This window comes from Gaoshiqia hydrogeniformans, assembly GCF_049347105.1.
GTDB classification, from domain to species: Bacteria; Bacteroidota; Bacteroidia; order Bacteroidales; family Prolixibacteraceae; genus Gaoshiqia; species Gaoshiqia hydrogeniformans.
Genome location: NZ_CP186334.1, coordinates 4093917 through 4111453, shown reverse-complemented (window position 1 = coordinate 4111453; position 17537 = coordinate 4093917). Strand labels below are relative to the sequence as shown.

General features: G+C 45.9%; 10 protein-coding genes. All 10 read right to left on the bottom strand.

The annotated features are described in order from the left end of the window. Positions 1-10: 10 nt before the first annotated feature. The 10 genes from ACOIT5_RS16285 to ACOIT5_RS16240 all read right to left on the bottom strand — a co-directional run bounded on the left by ACOIT5_RS16285 (position 11) and on the right by ACOIT5_RS16240 (position 17532). Positions 11-1687, bottom strand: coding sequence for a glycoside hydrolase family 43 protein (locus tag ACOIT5_RS16285; RefSeq protein WP_423127216.1), 1677 nt, complete (start codon positions 1685-1687; stop codon positions 11-13). Beyond that, on the bottom strand, positions 1684-2787 hold the full coding sequence (locus ACOIT5_RS16280) for a serine hydrolase domain-containing protein (RefSeq protein ID WP_423127215.1): 1104 nt from the start codon (positions 2785-2787) through the stop codon (positions 1684-1686). The genes ACOIT5_RS16285 and ACOIT5_RS16280 overlap by 4 nt, the downstream gene beginning before the upstream one ends. A gap of 18 nt (positions 2788-2805) precedes the next feature. Further along, the gene (locus ACOIT5_RS16275) at positions 2806-4215 is read right to left on the bottom strand and encodes a glycosyl hydrolase family 28 protein (protein ID WP_423127214.1); all 1410 of its coding nucleotides are present in this window, start codon (positions 4213-4215) and stop codon (positions 2806-2808) included. 82 nt (positions 4216-4297) lie between these two features. Continuing rightward, positions 4298-5503 carry a glycoside hydrolase family 88 protein gene (locus ACOIT5_RS16270; RefSeq protein ID WP_423127213.1) on the bottom strand — a complete coding sequence of 402 codons (1206 nt, stop codon included), beginning with the start codon at positions 5501-5503 and terminating at the stop codon, positions 4298-4300. 27 nt (positions 5504-5530) lie between these two features. Continuing rightward, positions 5531-8362, bottom strand: coding sequence for a hypothetical protein (locus tag ACOIT5_RS16265; protein WP_423127212.1), 2832 nt, complete (start codon positions 8360-8362; stop codon positions 5531-5533). Positions 8363-8518: 156 nt separating this feature from the next. Continuing rightward, positions 8519-10414 (bottom strand): glycoside hydrolase family 97 protein, encoded by a 1896-nt coding sequence (locus tag ACOIT5_RS16260; RefSeq protein ID WP_423127211.1) that lies wholly within the window; start codon positions 10412-10414, stop codon positions 8519-8521. 237 nt (positions 10415-10651) lie between these two features. Beyond that, positions 10652-12574, bottom strand: a complete 1923-nt coding sequence (locus tag ACOIT5_RS16255) for a glycoside hydrolase family 97 protein (protein WP_423127210.1) — start codon at positions 12572-12574, stop codon at positions 10652-10654. 13 nt (positions 12575-12587) lie between these two features. After that, positions 12588-14465, bottom strand: a complete 1878-nt coding sequence (locus tag ACOIT5_RS16250; RefSeq protein WP_423127209.1) for a glycoside hydrolase family 97 protein — start codon at positions 14463-14465, stop codon at positions 12588-12590. A 24-nt stretch (positions 14466-14489) separates the two neighbouring features. Then, positions 14490-15566: an alginate lyase family protein gene (locus ACOIT5_RS16245; protein ID WP_423127208.1), complete on the bottom strand. Its 1077-nt coding sequence runs from the start codon at positions 15564-15566 to the stop codon at positions 14490-14492. Between the two features lie 184 nt (positions 15567-15750). Then, positions 15751-17532, bottom strand: a complete 1782-nt coding sequence (locus ACOIT5_RS16240; RefSeq protein ID WP_423127207.1) for a RagB/SusD family nutrient uptake outer membrane protein — start codon at positions 17530-17532, stop codon at positions 15751-15753. Positions 17533-17537 lie beyond the last annotated feature (5 nt).

Here is a 17537-nt window from a genome sequence, read left to right as displayed (position 1 = left end):
AATTGTCTTATTATTCATTTTTACTTATTCTAAACCAATCAAAATCGGCCCAGCCGCCAATGCGGGAACCGGGTTCCGATGTGCAGAAAACGCCAATCTTCGCGCTGCTCCACAACACCCGCGATGCGTTGAATGCAATGCCTATTTCTTCGAACGTCTCGCCATTCTCGCTAAAACTAAAGCGGCACAGTGCATCGGGGCCATCGACGCGTACCCGTAAATAAGCTTCACCCGAAGCCAACCTCTCTTTGGCAATGCTTTTTTCAAGCCCGCCCAGGTTTGCGCCTTCATTTTGAAGCTGTTCCACATAAAACCCTTCGGCATCTTTGCGGATGGCCAGATACGAATAATCGTTCCCCAACATGATCAAACCGGCTTGCTTTCCCTGCCACACATCCCATTCAATGTTCAATTTCACTTTGGCTGTTGCGGTGAAGTTTTCGGCAGGAAGCCGTTGCGTAAGGATATTGGGAACATTCCACATACTGACTTCGGCAGTTGGTTTTGGAACAGCCAGCAAACGTAAAAAGCCCCTTTGAGGCATCGGTACGCTCCAGGTAACTTTTTCATTGGCGTTCCAGCTCCACTGCAAGCCAATTCTGTCTCCATTAAATTCATCCGTTTCCGCAGGACTGACTTTAGGCCAATCGCGACCAACATCGGGTTTTTGATGAGTACGAACCGGCTCTCCGCAACCATCTCCATCTTTGTCAACGCCCATCACAGGCCAGCCATCGACCCAATTCACCGGGTTCAGGTGAAGGATGCGCCCGTAAACACCACGATCCTGAAAATGAACAAACCACGGCTGGCCACTTTGCGTTTCGACATAAGCCCCTTGGTGTGGCCCGTTAATATCGGTTGAACCTTGTGCCATCACAATTTTCTCTTCATAAGGGCCAAAAATATTTTTGGAACGAAGCACCAACTGCCAACCGGTTTCCACACCACCAGCCGGAGCGAAGATGTAGTAATAACCATTCATCTTCAGTAGTTTTGGCCCTTCAATGGTGTGGTTATGATCGTGTCCTGAATAGATATTACGTCCGTTGCTCAACAGTTGTGTTCCGTCGGGCGACATTTCATACATGGTCAGAATGCTATTCACACCCGCTCTCGAACCAGCCCAAGCCGTTACCATATAGGCATTGCCATCGTCGTCCCAAAGCGGGGTCGGGTCAATCATTCCTTTTCCGGCTTTCACTAAAACCGGCTTCTCCCATGTACCCAGCGGATCTTTGGTTCTCACCATGTAAATGCCGAAATCGGGATCGCCCCAGTAGATGTAAAATTCGTTGTTGTGATAACGAAAGCAAGGCGCCCAAACCCCTTTGCTTGGCTGAGGCAGGTCGTAAACTTCATTGGGCAATACAGGTAAGGCATGGTTCACAATTTGCCAGTTGACCAAATCCCTGGAATGCAGAATGGGCAATCCCGGCGAGCTGTTGAAGCTGGATGCCGTCATGTAAAAATCGTCGCCAACACGTACCACATCCGGATCGGAATAGTCGGCTTGTAAAATGGGATTCGTGTAGGTGCCGTCACCATTGTCGGAAACGTAAACCGACGAAACATAGGAAACAGCCTTGCTGTCCTGCAGATCCGCTTTCGGTCCTTGTTTGGCCTCAGGCCGGCAAGCCACAAAGATCCCGGTTATGATTAAGCTGAATAACTTTAATTTCATCATTCTTTATTTTCTGTTTGATACACTTCGCGAACCAGCATAGGCAGAACAGGGCTGCTGTAAAAAGAAGAAAAACCAGCTTGATTCGCTTTTTCAACATTCACATGGGTAATAAAAAAACCATAGGTATTGGTGGTTTTGTCAATCCAAGGATAGGCTCCGGCCCAGCCCGGGCTGCTGATCAGAACGGCATTCCCGGCAAAATCCAGTTCCTCGCGCCACTCACCTAATCCGTAAATTCCATTGTGCATTTCGGCACGGACCCGTTCGACATATTCGTGTTTTGCGACCGCCGCTTGTTTTACCTGATCGGCCTGCATTTCTTCAGTTGCCTTTTCTGATAATATCCGCTTTCCTTCAAAAGTGCCCTTGTTAAAAATCATATTCAGAAAAGCAGTATAATCGTACAGGGTTGACCGGGCGCCACCGCCCAGCATCGGGCTGTGCCCACCTCCTGAGTCAACCGGCGTAAAATGCGTATCGACCATGCCCAGAGGTTGAGCAATTTTTTCCTGAAAAAGGCTTTCCCAGTCTTTGCCGGCTGCAAGTTCAGCCATTCGCCCGGCTACCTGCATGGCTAGTCCACCATTGTGAAATTTGGCTCCGGGCATCGTATCAGCCGGAAGATTCACAATATGTAAGACGGATTCTTTCAGGGTTTGATAATCATCGCGATGAGCGCCTTCAGGCTGGTAATCGGGATAACCTGACGTGTGCGAAAGCAGTTGGCGCAAGGTGGCGGTTCCCTTAACATCGGTAAATTCAGGCAGCCACTGGTTGACCGGGTCGTCCCACGAGAGGTTGCCTTCGTCAACCACGGCCGCGATGGTGGCAGCGGCGAGCCATTTGCCTGCTGAGGCAATGTACACCTGCGTTTCAGGCGTGTAATTGCCGTAACAAGTATCTAAAATGATCTGGTTCTCACGGGCAATAACCAAGCCGGCTCCATCGTAATAGCCGCTGTCCACCCATGCCTGAATTTCCCGGTCAATCGAGGAAAAGTCATAAGCCATCTGGCGCGGCATTGGCTTTACAAAACAAGCTCCGACCGACCATAGCAACATCGCAATCAACAGGTTTTTCATCGTTGACAATTGCTTCATGCTTGCTTGCCTGTCTGTTTATTTTCTGAATTCAATGCCTTCGACATGTTCGCCCACAAAGATTCGGGCCATGTCGGAGGTTTTATACCAGGCTGGTTTTCCGGGCATATCATCGGTGATTGTCATTCCGTTGATCACCAGGTTTTCAAACACGACATTCTTCACTTTTCGTTCTTCGTTATAGCCCGCAATTACTGAGAGCCCGGCATGCGTACCATTGTATGAAATGTTCTTAAAAAGCACATTATCAATGCCCCTTCCCGGCGAAGTGCAATACTTGGAGTTGAAAAAAACACGCAGGTTTACCAACTGCCCCTCACGAAAATCTTCAATACGAATGTCTTCAAACACCACATTCCGAACCAGGTTGTTATCTCCCGCGTTGACAGCCAGACAGCCCTGATAGTCGATTTGCATTTCGCGGTGGTCGAGAATATCGATATTGCTGTAACGGATATTTTCGATCACATCAGGATGTTCCGTATTTCCGTGTGTGCCAATCAAAATCGGGTGAGCCACATCAGCCCAAAGTGTGGAGTTTTGCATCACAATGTTTTTGCATCCGCCCACAAACCCTTTACGAGTAGCATAAACCGTGGTGCAGTCGTCGGAGTTACGGCAGAATACGCCATCAAACAACACGTTGTTGCTGGCAAATACATTCATACCATCGCCCCAGCCATAGTAACTAATGCTTTTTACGTTACGGATGGTCACACTGTCAGAACCTCCGGTAGCACATTGGGTGCATACAATTCCTTCGACAGTGATATTTTTCGAATACGCGATGTATACCCCCATCTTCACCGAGTGGTCAATTACGCCACGGCCAAGCAATTTTGCATTGCTAACACCCTCGAACAGCACCTGCCCCATCAGCACAGCGCCTCCGGCCAGGTATACCGTTTCCCCTGATTTAACCTGAAATTTTCCACCTTCGATTTGATGAATTCCGGGGCCAAAATAAATCAGGTTAGTATCTTTTTTATCCGGGACAAATTCATCAATAGGATTAGCAAACAACTGAAGGTTGTGAAAAATATCACCGTTTACTTCAATCGAAAGGTTTCGGGGCCGACTCAACTTGAATGTCAAGGTGTTTCCCTGAATATCCGGCATAATTCCGTACGATAGCGGCCTCACCCGCGCTGACTGAATTTCGCCCTTGTTACTGGTCACCGAAACTTCAATTTCACCTGAGAAATCAAAAGTACTCATCGATGAGTTTTCTACCGAGTGACTGGTGCCCCGGACTTCGTCTACTTTCAACAGGTATTCATCCAGTTCCTGCCATGGCTGGCCCGAAAGACGGACTTTCACCGAAAAGTCGGTGTTTTGCAACACACCCTCAGGTGCCGGATAAATCATTAATTTGGATTGCGCCTGCGCCATGACGGTATTTGCCAGCAGCAGACTTATGACGGCCATAAGGAAACGTTGAGCGGATCCTGCTTTAGTTCTTTGATTTTTCATTGGTTTTATTCTGTGCTTTTTAACTCAGTTGATTCTCTTATTGTTGGTAATATTCTTTCAATCGCAGCAAAGCCTCCAGATAATAGTAATCGGCATAAATGATAGAAGCATCAATCTCCGTCCCATTCGGGTGATGCCCCGTAGAATGTAGCAGGAATGCCTGGTTTTTCTCCCCACTCAGGTATTCTTCTGATGATAATTTTTCCAACAATGCCACCGCGGCATCTTTGTATTTTGCCTTGAGCCGTTCATCTTTCATAAAGGTTGAAAGTTCAAGCATTCCCGATGCGGCAACCGCAGCAGCCGATGCATCTTTCGGAGCATCCGGAATGGCCGGATCGTCAAAATCCCAGTAGGGAATGCCATCTTCGGGCAAACGTTCAATAAATACATCGGAGAGTTGCCGGGCCATATCCAGAAATTTTTCATCGCCGGTTTCGCGGTAAGTCATGGTGTAACCATAGATTCCCCAACCTTGACCTCGAGCCCACATGGAATCATCGCTGTACCCCTGATGTGTAACACCTTTGATGAAGTGGCCGTCTACGGTATCAAAAACTGCCACGTGGTAGATGGAATAATCCGGACGGACCAAGGTATTCATGCAGGTTTCGGCATGACGGACAGCCAGGTCATACAAATCGGGACTTCCTCCGTTTTTGGCAGCCCAGAACAGCATTTCCAGGTTGATCATGTTATCAATAATGGTATTGTGCGGCCAGTTCATCTTCTCACGCATAGCCGGCCATGAAAGAATTGTGCCAACTTTCGGGTTATAAAGGGTTGCCAGCGAGTCAGCTGCTACCAGCAGAAAATCATGGAAGGCAGAATCGCCAGTCAGACGCAATCCGTTGCCGAAGCTGCAGTATAGCATAAAACCTAAATCGTGATTATCAACCGGAACTTTAAGCACACCCTTTAGAGGTTCGGTAAACTTGCGGGCGTTTGCAAAAATTGCTGAGTCACCTGATATTTCATAGGCATACCACAATATGCCTGGCCAAAAACCGCTGGTCCAGTCGTGAATGCCCACCTTATTCCACTCGGTTTGTCTTTGCAATATATTTCGGGGAAGGCTGTCGGCATCGGACAATCCGGCCATGGTCACTTTCGTTTTTTCAACGCAATACTGCAGTGCTTTATCCACATCCAGGCTTTCTGCCTCGTTCTTACTTCCTGATGAACAAGCAGCGGCAAGTATGCTGATCATGATCATCCAGACTGAAATTCTTATTTGCTTCATTATTCGTAAATCTTTATATCGGTTGTGTTATTTTATGGTTTGAATTTTCACTTTTTGATGGGAGATCTCCGGGATATTGAAGCTCACCACCTTCTGCTTACCAGCTTTCGTCCTTTGTCCTTCCAGCCTGAACTCACCAGCCTTCAGCATCAATTTTCCTTTCGGATAATTATCTTCCAAGGTAAGTACAATCGGTGTATCTGCGGTAATCAAGAGATTCCCTTCCGCAAACGTGGCTGCTGCAGACCCTGGCCCGTTTTCCGTTTCCAGTTTGAGATTCCCTTTGGAAATCGATTTCCCGTTCCCCAGAAAAAGCGTCGTTTCACTTCCGGTAGTTGTAACCACCCCGTAAGTTCCACAAAAGCCCAAATTCTGAAAAACGACTGGATGGTCTTCATCCGAAGAAAAAACATAGTCCGTGCGATCTTCCAGACTCTCAATTTTCAACCCAACAAATGAGTCTGTTATCCCCTGGACATCAAATGATTCAATACGGCTTATCATGACAGGTTCCTGCTCGGTGGCGGGCTCAAACACCGACACAAACGGGTGGCTCCAGGCCTCGCCGTGTTGACGAGCAGCTATAGTCAGAAACGGGGTTTCATCAACCTTGTACGGGATGTCGTGATTCCCTCTAAATGCTTTGGTGGGCGGCGCCTTGATGGAGAAAACTTCCCGATCGGGATAGCCCTTCATCCACAAATTCATGTAAACATGATTACTGTCGGGCATAGTCATTTTCCATACCGCCTGATAATCTTGGTCTGTTTTAATTGATTTTTTATCCCACATATAATCCAAAGCAAACAAGTGGCCCCCAGCAAATGCCATTTCGTCGCTCGCTTGTAAATCGAACTCTTGTCCTTGTGTGTTGCTGAGATGCAATTTCTGTCCGAGATTGTGATAGAAGTAATCGTGAAACTTATCATCTTTTCGCTGCTTTTTTGAACGGAAAATATCAATGTAATAGCCAGTCGTTTCGCTCGTTCGAATAATACTCAACAAACGCTTTTGATCGCTTTGACTTTCCGGTTCAAGAAAATAAACTTCTGAAAAAGTAATGTCCGGGTAAAAACCATCCTTTTGTCCCGACTGCGGGTAACAGTTGAGCAAATCAAAACTATGGTGGCTAAGCATCTCAGGATATGAAGAAATCCCATCAACCATCACCGTGTTATGCGCTGGAAATTGCGAGTAGTATTCCAGATAAGGTTTTTCGAAATACGAAGATCCAATGCCCGACTCGGGGCCAAGAACGAACCCTTTGCCGTACAATTCCATGGAAATGCCGTTGGCGTGCGCGTGGTTGCCGTACGATGCCACTTGTGAAATCATCAACCCATGCTCCTTGTTTAGAAATCCGTTGCGTTGCACAAACCAGCTTACATTGGGCGCGTAAAAGGTTTGGGTGAGGTAATCGCCCACCTCCCCCTTGGCACCCGTCGAGTCAAGTTCCAACGGTTTTTGTGTAAAGAATGATGAAACCTGGGGCGAAAGTTTCGATGAACTACCCGGAACGTCAACATTGGGCTCAAACAGCCGGTACATTTCTGTAAATTTCTGCTCATCAGCAATGTTCCCATATTTTTGCGACATCCGAATCATGCTTGCTATTGGTTCAATATTGAGGTCGCTATAATAGGAGTCACCAAAAGCAGTAATTTTTCCGTTGGGAAACAGGTATTGGGGCAATACCTCCACCGCCTTTTTCATTACGGGCGTGTAGGGCAGCAGATTTTGATGGAACGTGTTGTCGTAGTTTTGGATGAAGTGCATGAATTCGCGTGTCACACTCTGTGCGTAGCCCGGGCATTCGTTCCAAATGCCGTTATCGAAATCATAACCGTACTGCATCAATTTGGAAATTGACCACTGACGGGGAACTGATTGATTCAGTATCTGGTTGATGTAATATTCGCGCCCTTTGCCATCGGCATAGGCGCTGTTATCATCAAGCACCATGGCCACGCCCAAAATGATATTGGCCTGATGCAGGTTCCAGTTATTGTGGGGCACGCCGTTTTTAACAGTCACGTCAATCCATTTTTTAAACGCGGCCTCGAACACTTCAATCTTATCGGCATGTTTAGCGCGGATATAGGGATAGAGAAAATCGTAATAAGCGGCCAAATCGGGCAAAATATGCTCCTGGATCACCTCAAAGGTGGACATGCCCACCAGGGTCTGCGCATGGCCGTTGCCCAAATCGATGGGCTCGTTGCGGTAATACATGCCTGTCATGTAGGTATTGAACACATCGTAAGCGAATTTGCCGTACTTGTCATCGTTGGTCAGCCAATAGACAAAGGCGGCATCGCGGCCCAAACGGAGGATTTCATTGTTGACACTTTCGATGTTCATGCCCGACACACCCGACTGGTCGACCCATTCCAGTGGGCTCCCCTCCTTGGCAGTATTGTGGAAACAGACACCTTTGGTATCGTCCATGTATGGGATAATATCTTCGAGTTTGGGCCGTTTAATGGGCGACCCTACGCCACGCGTACTGCCAAAACGTACGGTCGGAACAGGCGCTTCACCATCGGCATGAGAATAGACTCCGCCTTTGATATACACGTTGGTGGCATGGCTTTTCCAGTACATCATCAGACGCGAAGGCATCCAGGTAGAATCGACTACATGCTGGTCGACGTAGTGGCCAATCCGGTTATGGATTCCCTGCATCACATCCTGAGCCCAGGCTTCCTTTTCGATCTGTTCTTGCAGGTTTTCTTTTTCTGAATCGGTAACCATCAGGCGAGGATGCCCCGGAGGTAAGTCTTTGGGTAAAGGAATTTGCGCACTGACGATATCTAAAATGATCAGGCAAAAACCCATGAATAATCCAATTTTCTTCATTTTTAGAAATTTAGTTTATAAATATCAGTGTCATGTCAATGCTAAATTATCCGCAGTCAGTTTCTCTTTCCATCAGTTGACAGAACCCAGTCTCATTGACATGAGATGCCGAAACAGTTTCGGCATGATGTTCTTTAAACAATTGGTGATTTGACACTATTTTGCAGGTTCGAGCCTGATTGCCAAACCACCCGATCCAACTAACACTGCATCGATTACCGTTGAATGATCTACATTTTGTGTCTTCATGCCGACTTGTGTTTTCGATTTCACGTTGGCGTCGTCAGCATAGATGTGAGCGGTATATTTTTTGCCTTCGGGCAGAAAATCGAACCGGATAGATAGTTTCCGGGCATCGTTATTGGTAATGGCACCGACAAACCAGCTCTCGCCGCTTCGGCGGGCAATGGCGGCGTGCTCGCCAATCGCTCCGCTCAATACTTTGGTATCGTCCCAAACCGTGGGCAGGTTTTTAAAAAATTCCAACTCCGGCACACCGGCTAAAAACTCAGGCTTGTCGTACCAGTAAATAGTTTGCAGCGGGCTGAAATAAACAACTCCCAGAGCCAGTTGATGCGCATGGCTTGTTTTCAAACGACTATCCATGTAACAAATAGTGTAATCGCCCAACCCTCCGACAAAACGGGTAAATGGAAGAATGGTGTTATGGGTGGCATCCGGAAACTCCTCGTTACCGCGGATTCCTTCCACGGTGACAATGTTCGGCCAGGTACGGGTTTCGCCGGTCGTACGGAACTCATCATGAATGTTCACCATCAATTCATTGTCGGCAGCCAATTGGATGGCTTCGTGTAACCACTTTGTCCATCGATGCGAGCCCACCTGCACAAAGCCAAACTTTACCCCTTTGATGCCCCACTTTTTATATAGCGGAAAAATTTCGCGCATTTGCGAAACAAGCGCCTGCTGATTCACATAAACAAACAGGCCGATATTTCGTTCCTTACCATATTCAATCCAACGATGCAGATCCAGGTCAATATCAACGGTTGATGCGTCCGACTCAAATTCAAACGCGGGACCATACCATTTCCAGTCATACAGTAAATAGTCGATCCCATTCTCCTTCGAAAAATCAAGTTGTGCCTTGGTATTCTCATCCGTCTGGGCAATTTCGCGCATGATGGTCCCCGGCCTGATCCAATCGGTTTCTTCGATAGCGCAGGGTTCATTCAGGTTGAGCAAAATGTCATTATTTTCGAGCAGTTCGCCTGGAGTTTCGGCCACCATAATCACACGCCAGGGCGTACTGAACGGAGTAATTTGGTCAACTGATTCATACATGGATGCCACCAGTGTGCCCGGTTCGCCTTCTTTGATCTTAAACTTGGTGCGGGCATAATCCACCAGGCCGGCTTCAGCCAAGGCAACATACAGGCCGTTTGGCAGCTCACACGTTAGGGGGCGTTCAGATTCATCCACCCATTTTTCCAACGGCAACAACTCAAATGGAGCCTGCGCCCATCGATGGTACCAGGCTTTGGTCCCCTCAGGCAGTACAAATTCCGTATTTTCTTTCATTACCCGGTAATACAAGCCTTTGGGGTTCAACGGAAAGTGATACCGCAGAGCCACCCCTTCATTGTACACCCGGATGTCAATCTGAAGCTGGTACCCGGGCTTATTTCTTTTTTTGAATAAAAATGACGCTTGATTATAATTGTCTCTCACCGTGCTGCGTTCACCAAAGGCATTGTGCCATGTTGTATTTACGGATGTATCTTTTCGCGATACAAAATCCATGTCCTGCACAAAGTGGTAGCTATCATCAGGCTGAATAGCCATAGCCAGCTCCGAAAGATGGTTGTCGAGGATGATATCGAGTTCGGATTTTTTAATGATCTCGTCTCCTTTGAAATGGATTTGATAAAAAAGCCGTAGTACATTATTTTGATCAAATTCGGATAACAAGGTGAGTGCCAACTGACCATCAGGAGAAGAAAGTGATTCTTTACCTTCTGCCTTCAACTCATGAGCTACAACTCCGGAAAATAAAATGACAATGAAAACTCTTGCAAATATTTTTTTCATACTGAATTAGGTTTAAGTGAGCAATCTCACTTCTATTTTTAATTTATTGATTTTCCTCATTCTTATCAGTTCACCACGATTGCCTTCGGTTGCTATCTTTCAGAACAGTTAGGCTTAATTACCGATTTTCGGTGAATGATGTTGCACATAAGGAGTACACAAAAAAACAGGTTACCCTACCTCTTGCCATTCTTTCATTCTTTTAAACAAGGTCTCAATTTTATTTTTACGGGACAATCATTCAACCGGAGTAAGCTGTATGGCAAAACCATTGTTGGCCATAAGGCTCTTCTCGAAGAGCGATTCCTTATTTACCTCACGTATTTCAATTCGCACATTAGTTCGGGTTTCAATTTCCGGATCATCGGTATAAATTTTTGCATCATATGTCCTCCCTGCATCCAAAAAATCCATTTCAAACTCTACATCAGTTGCTTCATCACCGTTAATCCCTCCAATGAACCATTTCGCTCCACTTCTTCTGGCTATTATTCCGCACTTGCCAATTTCTCCGATAAGTACTCTGGTTTCATCCCAAACCGTCGGAACATTGTTGAAAAATTCAAGTTCCGGCTCATCCCCAATCACTCCGGTTTTTCCCCACAGACCGTCCTTTTTGTCAGGAGCTTGTTCAGGCCTGTCGTACCAGTATAGAAATTGTAAAGGGCTAAACAAACACACCGCCTTTGCCAGTTGTGAGGCATGTGAGCCCATCTTTTCAGTAACCCGGCTTGAATAATAGCAAATCGTGTTATCGCCTGCGCCGACCAGCATCCGGGTAAACATGGTGATCAACGTGTGCGAGTTCGGGATACTTTCTTCATCTCCGCGAATCCCCTCCTGTGTCAGCAGATTTGGATAAGTACGTGAAAAACCGGTTGGACGGTATTCATCGTGAATGTCAACTACCATCTTGTATTCTGCCGTCTTTTTCACGGCCTCGTGCAACCACCGCGTATATTCCTGGTCGCCAACCTGAACAAACCCGTATTTGATACCGGCAACACCCCACGACTGGTAAAGCGGCAACAAGGTATCCAATTGCTGTTCCAGCGCCCGACGGTTGACATACAAAATCACACCAATGCCTTTTTCTTTTCCGTATTGAATAATCCATTGCAAATCAAGTGGCCCTTTGGACCGCTTTTCGTCAAGGGTTATGGTTGTCGCATCGGATACCATGTCGTTCTCTGGTCCGTACCAGCCTGCATCAAACAAAACATATTGCATCCTATGACTCGCGGCAAAATCGATACAAGCTATTCCTCCAACGGTAGTCAGGGTAACCTCGCGGATCACCTTACCCGGTTCAATCCAGGAATGATCAGCAATTTCGCTTGGGGGGTTAAGGTTTTGGACGAGGTAATTCTGTTCGAGCAATTGCCCCGGGCTCTCAGCAATCATCACCACCCTCCAGGGCGATTGAAACGGAACTTTTTTAACCGTTTCTCCATGCAGAACAGTACGAACAGCATGGGTTTCTGTTGTATCAGGCCCAAACTTCATCCGGGCAAAATCAACCAACTGAGCTTCTGCCAGCGCGACTGTCAGGTTTGTATCGCATTCCACTACAAGCGGACGTTCGCATCCACTTTTAATCTGGCTAAGCGGTATTTTCTCGTACACAGCCTGTGCTCGATAAGTAGCCCAACAAGAGTAATCGTCCTTAAACCGGAAAGAAAAATGCTCATCCGTGATCGTCACCGAGTCCCGACTCCCTGTGTCAGGGATCTCATAAGCAAAAGCCACGCCTTCGTTATAAACCCGGCAGATAAAATTGAGCTTTATGTCCTCATTTACAAGAAAAAGTTTCAGCTGTTCAAACCGTTCCGGAACGGTTTTCAACTCTCCAAAGTGATTCTCCCATTCCCGGTCGACCGTCTCCCGCTCTATGCTTTCAACGGTAAAGTGTCCGTCAAACTGAACGTCAGCCGTTGTGAGCAGAAACGATGATGGTAGTATGACCTCCTTGCCGCCTGCTGTCACCGAATAGCTAACCATTTCGTCACCCGAACTACCGGGATTCACCCACATTATGCAACTGATGCTTCCATCAGGTGAGTTCACTTCATAAGTTTTTGTCTGATCACACCCCTGGAAGATGGCAAAGAAGAGCGCGAATAAAAGGTAACCTGAAAGATAAAAAACATGCTTCTTCATGATCTGTTTTAGTTTAACGTTTATCTATTTTTACAGCAAATCCGCCTCTCTCAGGCAATTCAAATTCCAAAATTGATTTGCTATCTACTTTTTGTTTCTCAATGGCAACCTGGTCCTCATTTTGTGGCCCATCGAAATAAATGGAAGCAATATATTTTTCTCCCGGCGACAGAAAATCCAGGGTAAATCTCAGTAGTCTTCCCACATCATTGGTTATTCCACCGACGTACCAGCTTGTGCTGCTTTTGCGTGCCACAACAGCATATTCTCCAATTTCACCTGACAACACCTTAGTGTCGTCCCAAGTGGTTGGAATACCCTTCCAAAATTCCAGTTCAGGACGTTCATGGCAGGGAGTAAGTTTTTCACCCCAGAAAAGAAACTGGGCCGGGCTGTAAACGATAACACACATGGCAAGTTTGTGTGCCCAACGGCTTTTTAATTCAGGACGGCAATATCCGGGAGTGTAGTCACCGGCGCCAATAGTAAAACGTGTAAAAGGCAGGGTGGCATTATGAGTAGCAGTGGGAAGATGCTCGTTTCCACGAATTCCTTCCTGAGTTAAGAGGTTTGGGTACGTCCGACTGAAACCGGTCGGACGATAAGCGTCGTGGATATTAACCATCAAATGATGATCAGCAGCCTTTTCGACGATAGTTTCAATCCACTCCTGCCATTCCTGGCTCCCCACATTTACAAAGCCCGGTTTAATTCCTTTGATACCCCATGATTCATATAAAGGGAATATTTTATCAACATAACGCTCCAGTCCTTGCCGGTTCACGTATAGCCAAATTCCCACACCGTGTTCCTTACCATAAGAAACCACTTCCTGAATATCGAGTCCCGGGTGAGATGGTCCGGCATTCAAAACATTGACTTTTGAAGGATCGGCCCGATCGTCAAAGGGCTGGCCATACCAGCCACCGTCCAGGATGATGTAGTCAATTCCCATTTTCTCGGCGTAATCGATCAGTTTTTTGCTGTTAACAGTTGTCAAGCTAATTTCGCGTATTGCTGTTCCTGGCTTAATCCAGGAAGTGTTGTGAATTTTACAAGGTTCATTTAGATTGAGCAAAAGGTAGTGCTGTTCCATCAGGCCTCCCGGACGATCGGATAAGGTTACCGAACGCCAGGCTGTCTTATATTCGCCCTGTCCCTTTGCTTCTCCTCTTAATGAAATCCGGATGGTATTTAACTCTTCGCCCCGGCGTCCATCCACTGCCTGCACATAAGCACGGGGATAGTTGCTGTTTCCGGCTTCGGCAATAGCCCCGTAAATTCCGTTTTTGGTTTTTACAGTCAAAGGAAGCTCACAATTTGGTTTTATAGCTGAAGCTAAAACTTTCGAATAAACCCCTTCGTGTCCATATTCTTCCCAAACATAAGTATCAGAAGCAAAAGCAAATTCAGTATATTCTTTAGTTATAACAACAAAGGGAATTTCGTCCTGCTCCGGGATAACATAGCGGAACGCTATTCCCTCATTATATGCCCGGAATACAATTTTCAGTTTTCGAAAAGGAGGAATATTCTCTTTAAGGGAAATAGCCAGTTCATTGTAATTATCCGGGTATTCATTCCTGTCTCCAACAACTGGTTTCCAACTTTCCCTTTTCTCATCGTTTTCGATGCCGGCAACTTCAAAAAAGCGGTCAAAAATTGGTGCACCTGTTACCTCTAACCCTAAACGGGATGAAAGAATAAATGGCTTTCCGTAAAAAAATACCCTGTAATAAGGAGCATCAGCAATAAAACCGGAATTCTCATCCTCGAAGCCCCCCAAGGCAAATTCAATCTTAACCTTTCCATCCGGAGAACTGACTGTAGTTTCCTTCGCATATACCAAAGCTGAAATCAGTAATAATGCGATTAATATGTATTGTTTCATGATTTGCGATTAATTATTTAAAGATTAATCGATTGAAAACAGCAAAGTTCCGTAACCCGGATGGTCAGCAGTCCACGGGGCACCTTCGGGCCGCAGTTTTTCTGCTGCCATGCGTGTATAAAAAGGATTCAAACGGGCCCTTTTTTGATAGTGGTTTAACACGATCTCGAAAACGCCGCGCCAGTTTCCGCGATCTTGTGATGCAATTTTAGTATGGTGATACTTCCCCGTACGGTCAAGCCATTCGTTGAATGGCACATCGAACCCCAAATTGTATTTTGCGGTGTATTCAAATCCATTGAGCAAACGGTTGTCTTCGGCACCATACAAATCCAGTCCCTGGTTGTAAGCCACTTCGCAAGCTTCGGCCAGACAACCTAGCCCGAACATGGTGTGCCCCTGGTCGCGGCCGCTTTCCTGACATTGGCCCGCCTCGTTGATCACATAATGGGTTAATCGACCGTTTCCCTCTCCCTTGTAATAATAATTCACAGCCCTGTCGAACATGGCTTTGTCATTTAAAAACACACTGAAAGCCATCATTCCTTTAATGCAGGCTGCATCCCAGTTTCCGTTGGCAAACGTGGCAAAATTTTCAATCACCGGGTAAAATACCTCCCTGATCATTTTTTCAAAAACTGTAATATCAGTTTCTTTCCAACCGGCATCGTTGTACCTGATCAGTTCAGCTGCGTTCACAATCATAAAACCACACAAGGGACTCATCAATTCCTTGTCCCGGTTAATTATTCCTTTTAGCATACCGGAATAACCATTCATAATTTCAATGGATTTGGTTGCATACCTTTTGTCGCCGGTAATCACCCACTGAATTGCGTTGTAGTAAGAAGCCAGGCAGTCATCTTCAAACTCCTTTTTATGTAAGTTTGGTTCTCCCGGATTTGAACCGGTTCGGGATACGTACTCGTAAGGGCCGTTCATTTTGTAGCTGTATGATGCCCGGTAATCCCGATTAAAAAGTCCATAGCCCGATTTCCAAGGTTCTTTGCCCTCAGAAACCATTGTTTTTATTTGGGCAAGTGCCTCCGAAGTATGCAGGATGCCAGGGTGGATAAACGTTGAATTCGTTTGACCCAACATAACAATGTGTATAAAAAATGGAATGAAAAATAGAATGGGAAGACTATATCTTTTGCTCATTTTCAATTGATTTTTAGATAGAAAACAAAAAATTACATCCATATCTGGTCCCCGAGCATTTCTACAGGGATAAAGCACGGATTTTAAAAAAAGGTGGAGATAAAGCTCCACCTTTCCTAATCTGCTACCAACCAGGGTTGTTGCTAATTTCATCCTGGTTTTCAAGTGAGTTCAGCCAAGCCAGCGGAATTGGCCTTAACAAATATTTTGTGGCTCCTTCCGTTAACTGTGTTTGAATACCACCGGTAATATTCATGGCATCCCAGTTATGTTTCCTAACCCTTTCGATCAACGTGCCTGTCCGTTGTAAGTCGTTCCAGTGAGATACTTCTCCGAATAATTCCAAAGCTCTTTCATCCAGAATCATATCAAGCGTCACTGTTGTTCCCGCAGAATATTGTAAAGAACCAGCAAGCTTTTCTGCTCTTTTTCTTACCTCGTTCAAATAGGTTAGTGCATCTCCATTTTTATTTAGTTTTACAGCTGACTCGGCAGCAATCAAATAAGTTTCGGCCAACCGGAACACATAAATATCGCGCGTACCGGTTGATGCACCACTTTCGAGGTAATAGGCATTGGCATCTTTAAATTTCCACACCGGGAGCCAGGTTCTGCTCGTCAGGCTTGTTGCCTGATAGCCGGTTTTGAAATATTCATCATTTACCCAATTATCAGGATCGCCTGTAGGAAAATTGAAAACAACATAATCGACCTTGTCTTTGTCTGCTTCCGTCCAGTATTTAAAATTCGGATCAGTCGGGACAGGGAAATAAATAACAGTATCGCCCAACTCAAATGTCCCTGTAACAGGTTGTACACATTGAAACCAGTTCTTCCCTGTGTTTTTACCATCAGCAGAGGTGGCAGGGTTAGCATTCAGGGGGCTCATAAAAGTGACTTCCGCTCTGCGGTCATTTTGCCAATCAAAAAGCAAATACAAATATTTCGTCGGAAGGGCAAAGCCATCATCATTTCCGTAGTAGCTGTCTTTGGCCAAGCCTGTATATCCTTCCCGATAGGGGAAAAGGAAATATTTTGGCATTGAATTGCCAATACCACTTACAGCATCGGTTCCATATTGCACCGAAAAGAGAATTTCACTATTTTCTTCATTACCTTGCCTGTGCACATCTTTGAAATCGGCCAACAGATTATGTCCTGAATTCTGAATGACCGCAGTTGCATCGTTAAAAGCGTTTTGGAAGTCAGTCGATTCGGCATAAGTTTGGTAACCGCGGGTCAGATACACCAGCGCACGCAGATGTTTGGCAACCGAAGAAGACATCCGCCCATAGTTTGATCCTGTTTGACGGGCAGGCAACACCGCTATTGCATCTGCTAAATCGGAAAGTATCTGCGTGTAAATTTCGGCTGCCGGAGTCCTTACCGCGGTCGATATGGGAGCTTTGGGTTCTTCGAGCATTAATGGCGCATCGCCCCAGTTATGTACAATGTGGAACAAATACAAAGCCCGGAGCGTTTTCGCTTCGGCTACGCGCTGTGCCCTGACCGAGGCATCCAAGTTGGCAGCATCAGCCCGTCCAATGGCTGAATTGGCGTTTTTCATTGCTTTGTACAAATTATTCCAGGTTGAATTCACACTGCCGTTATTGGAATCATAATTGACCGTGTACTGGTTCAAATCGTTGGTAGAAATCCTGTTATTCTGGCTGATAATATCAGTACCCAGCCAACCCAGGTTTAAAAAATCCTTGCTGTTATAAATCGTTCTCAAATCGGAATAGCAGCCATTGATCAGTTTTTCGTAACCTTCGCTGGTTACGAAAAGGTTGTCAGCCGTTTGACTTGACCAATTAACTTCATCCAGAAAGTCAGAACACGAATAGTTTATAAAAAGCATGAGAAATGCAACGGCTCTCAGGTTAAAAATATATTTTCTTTTCATTTTAT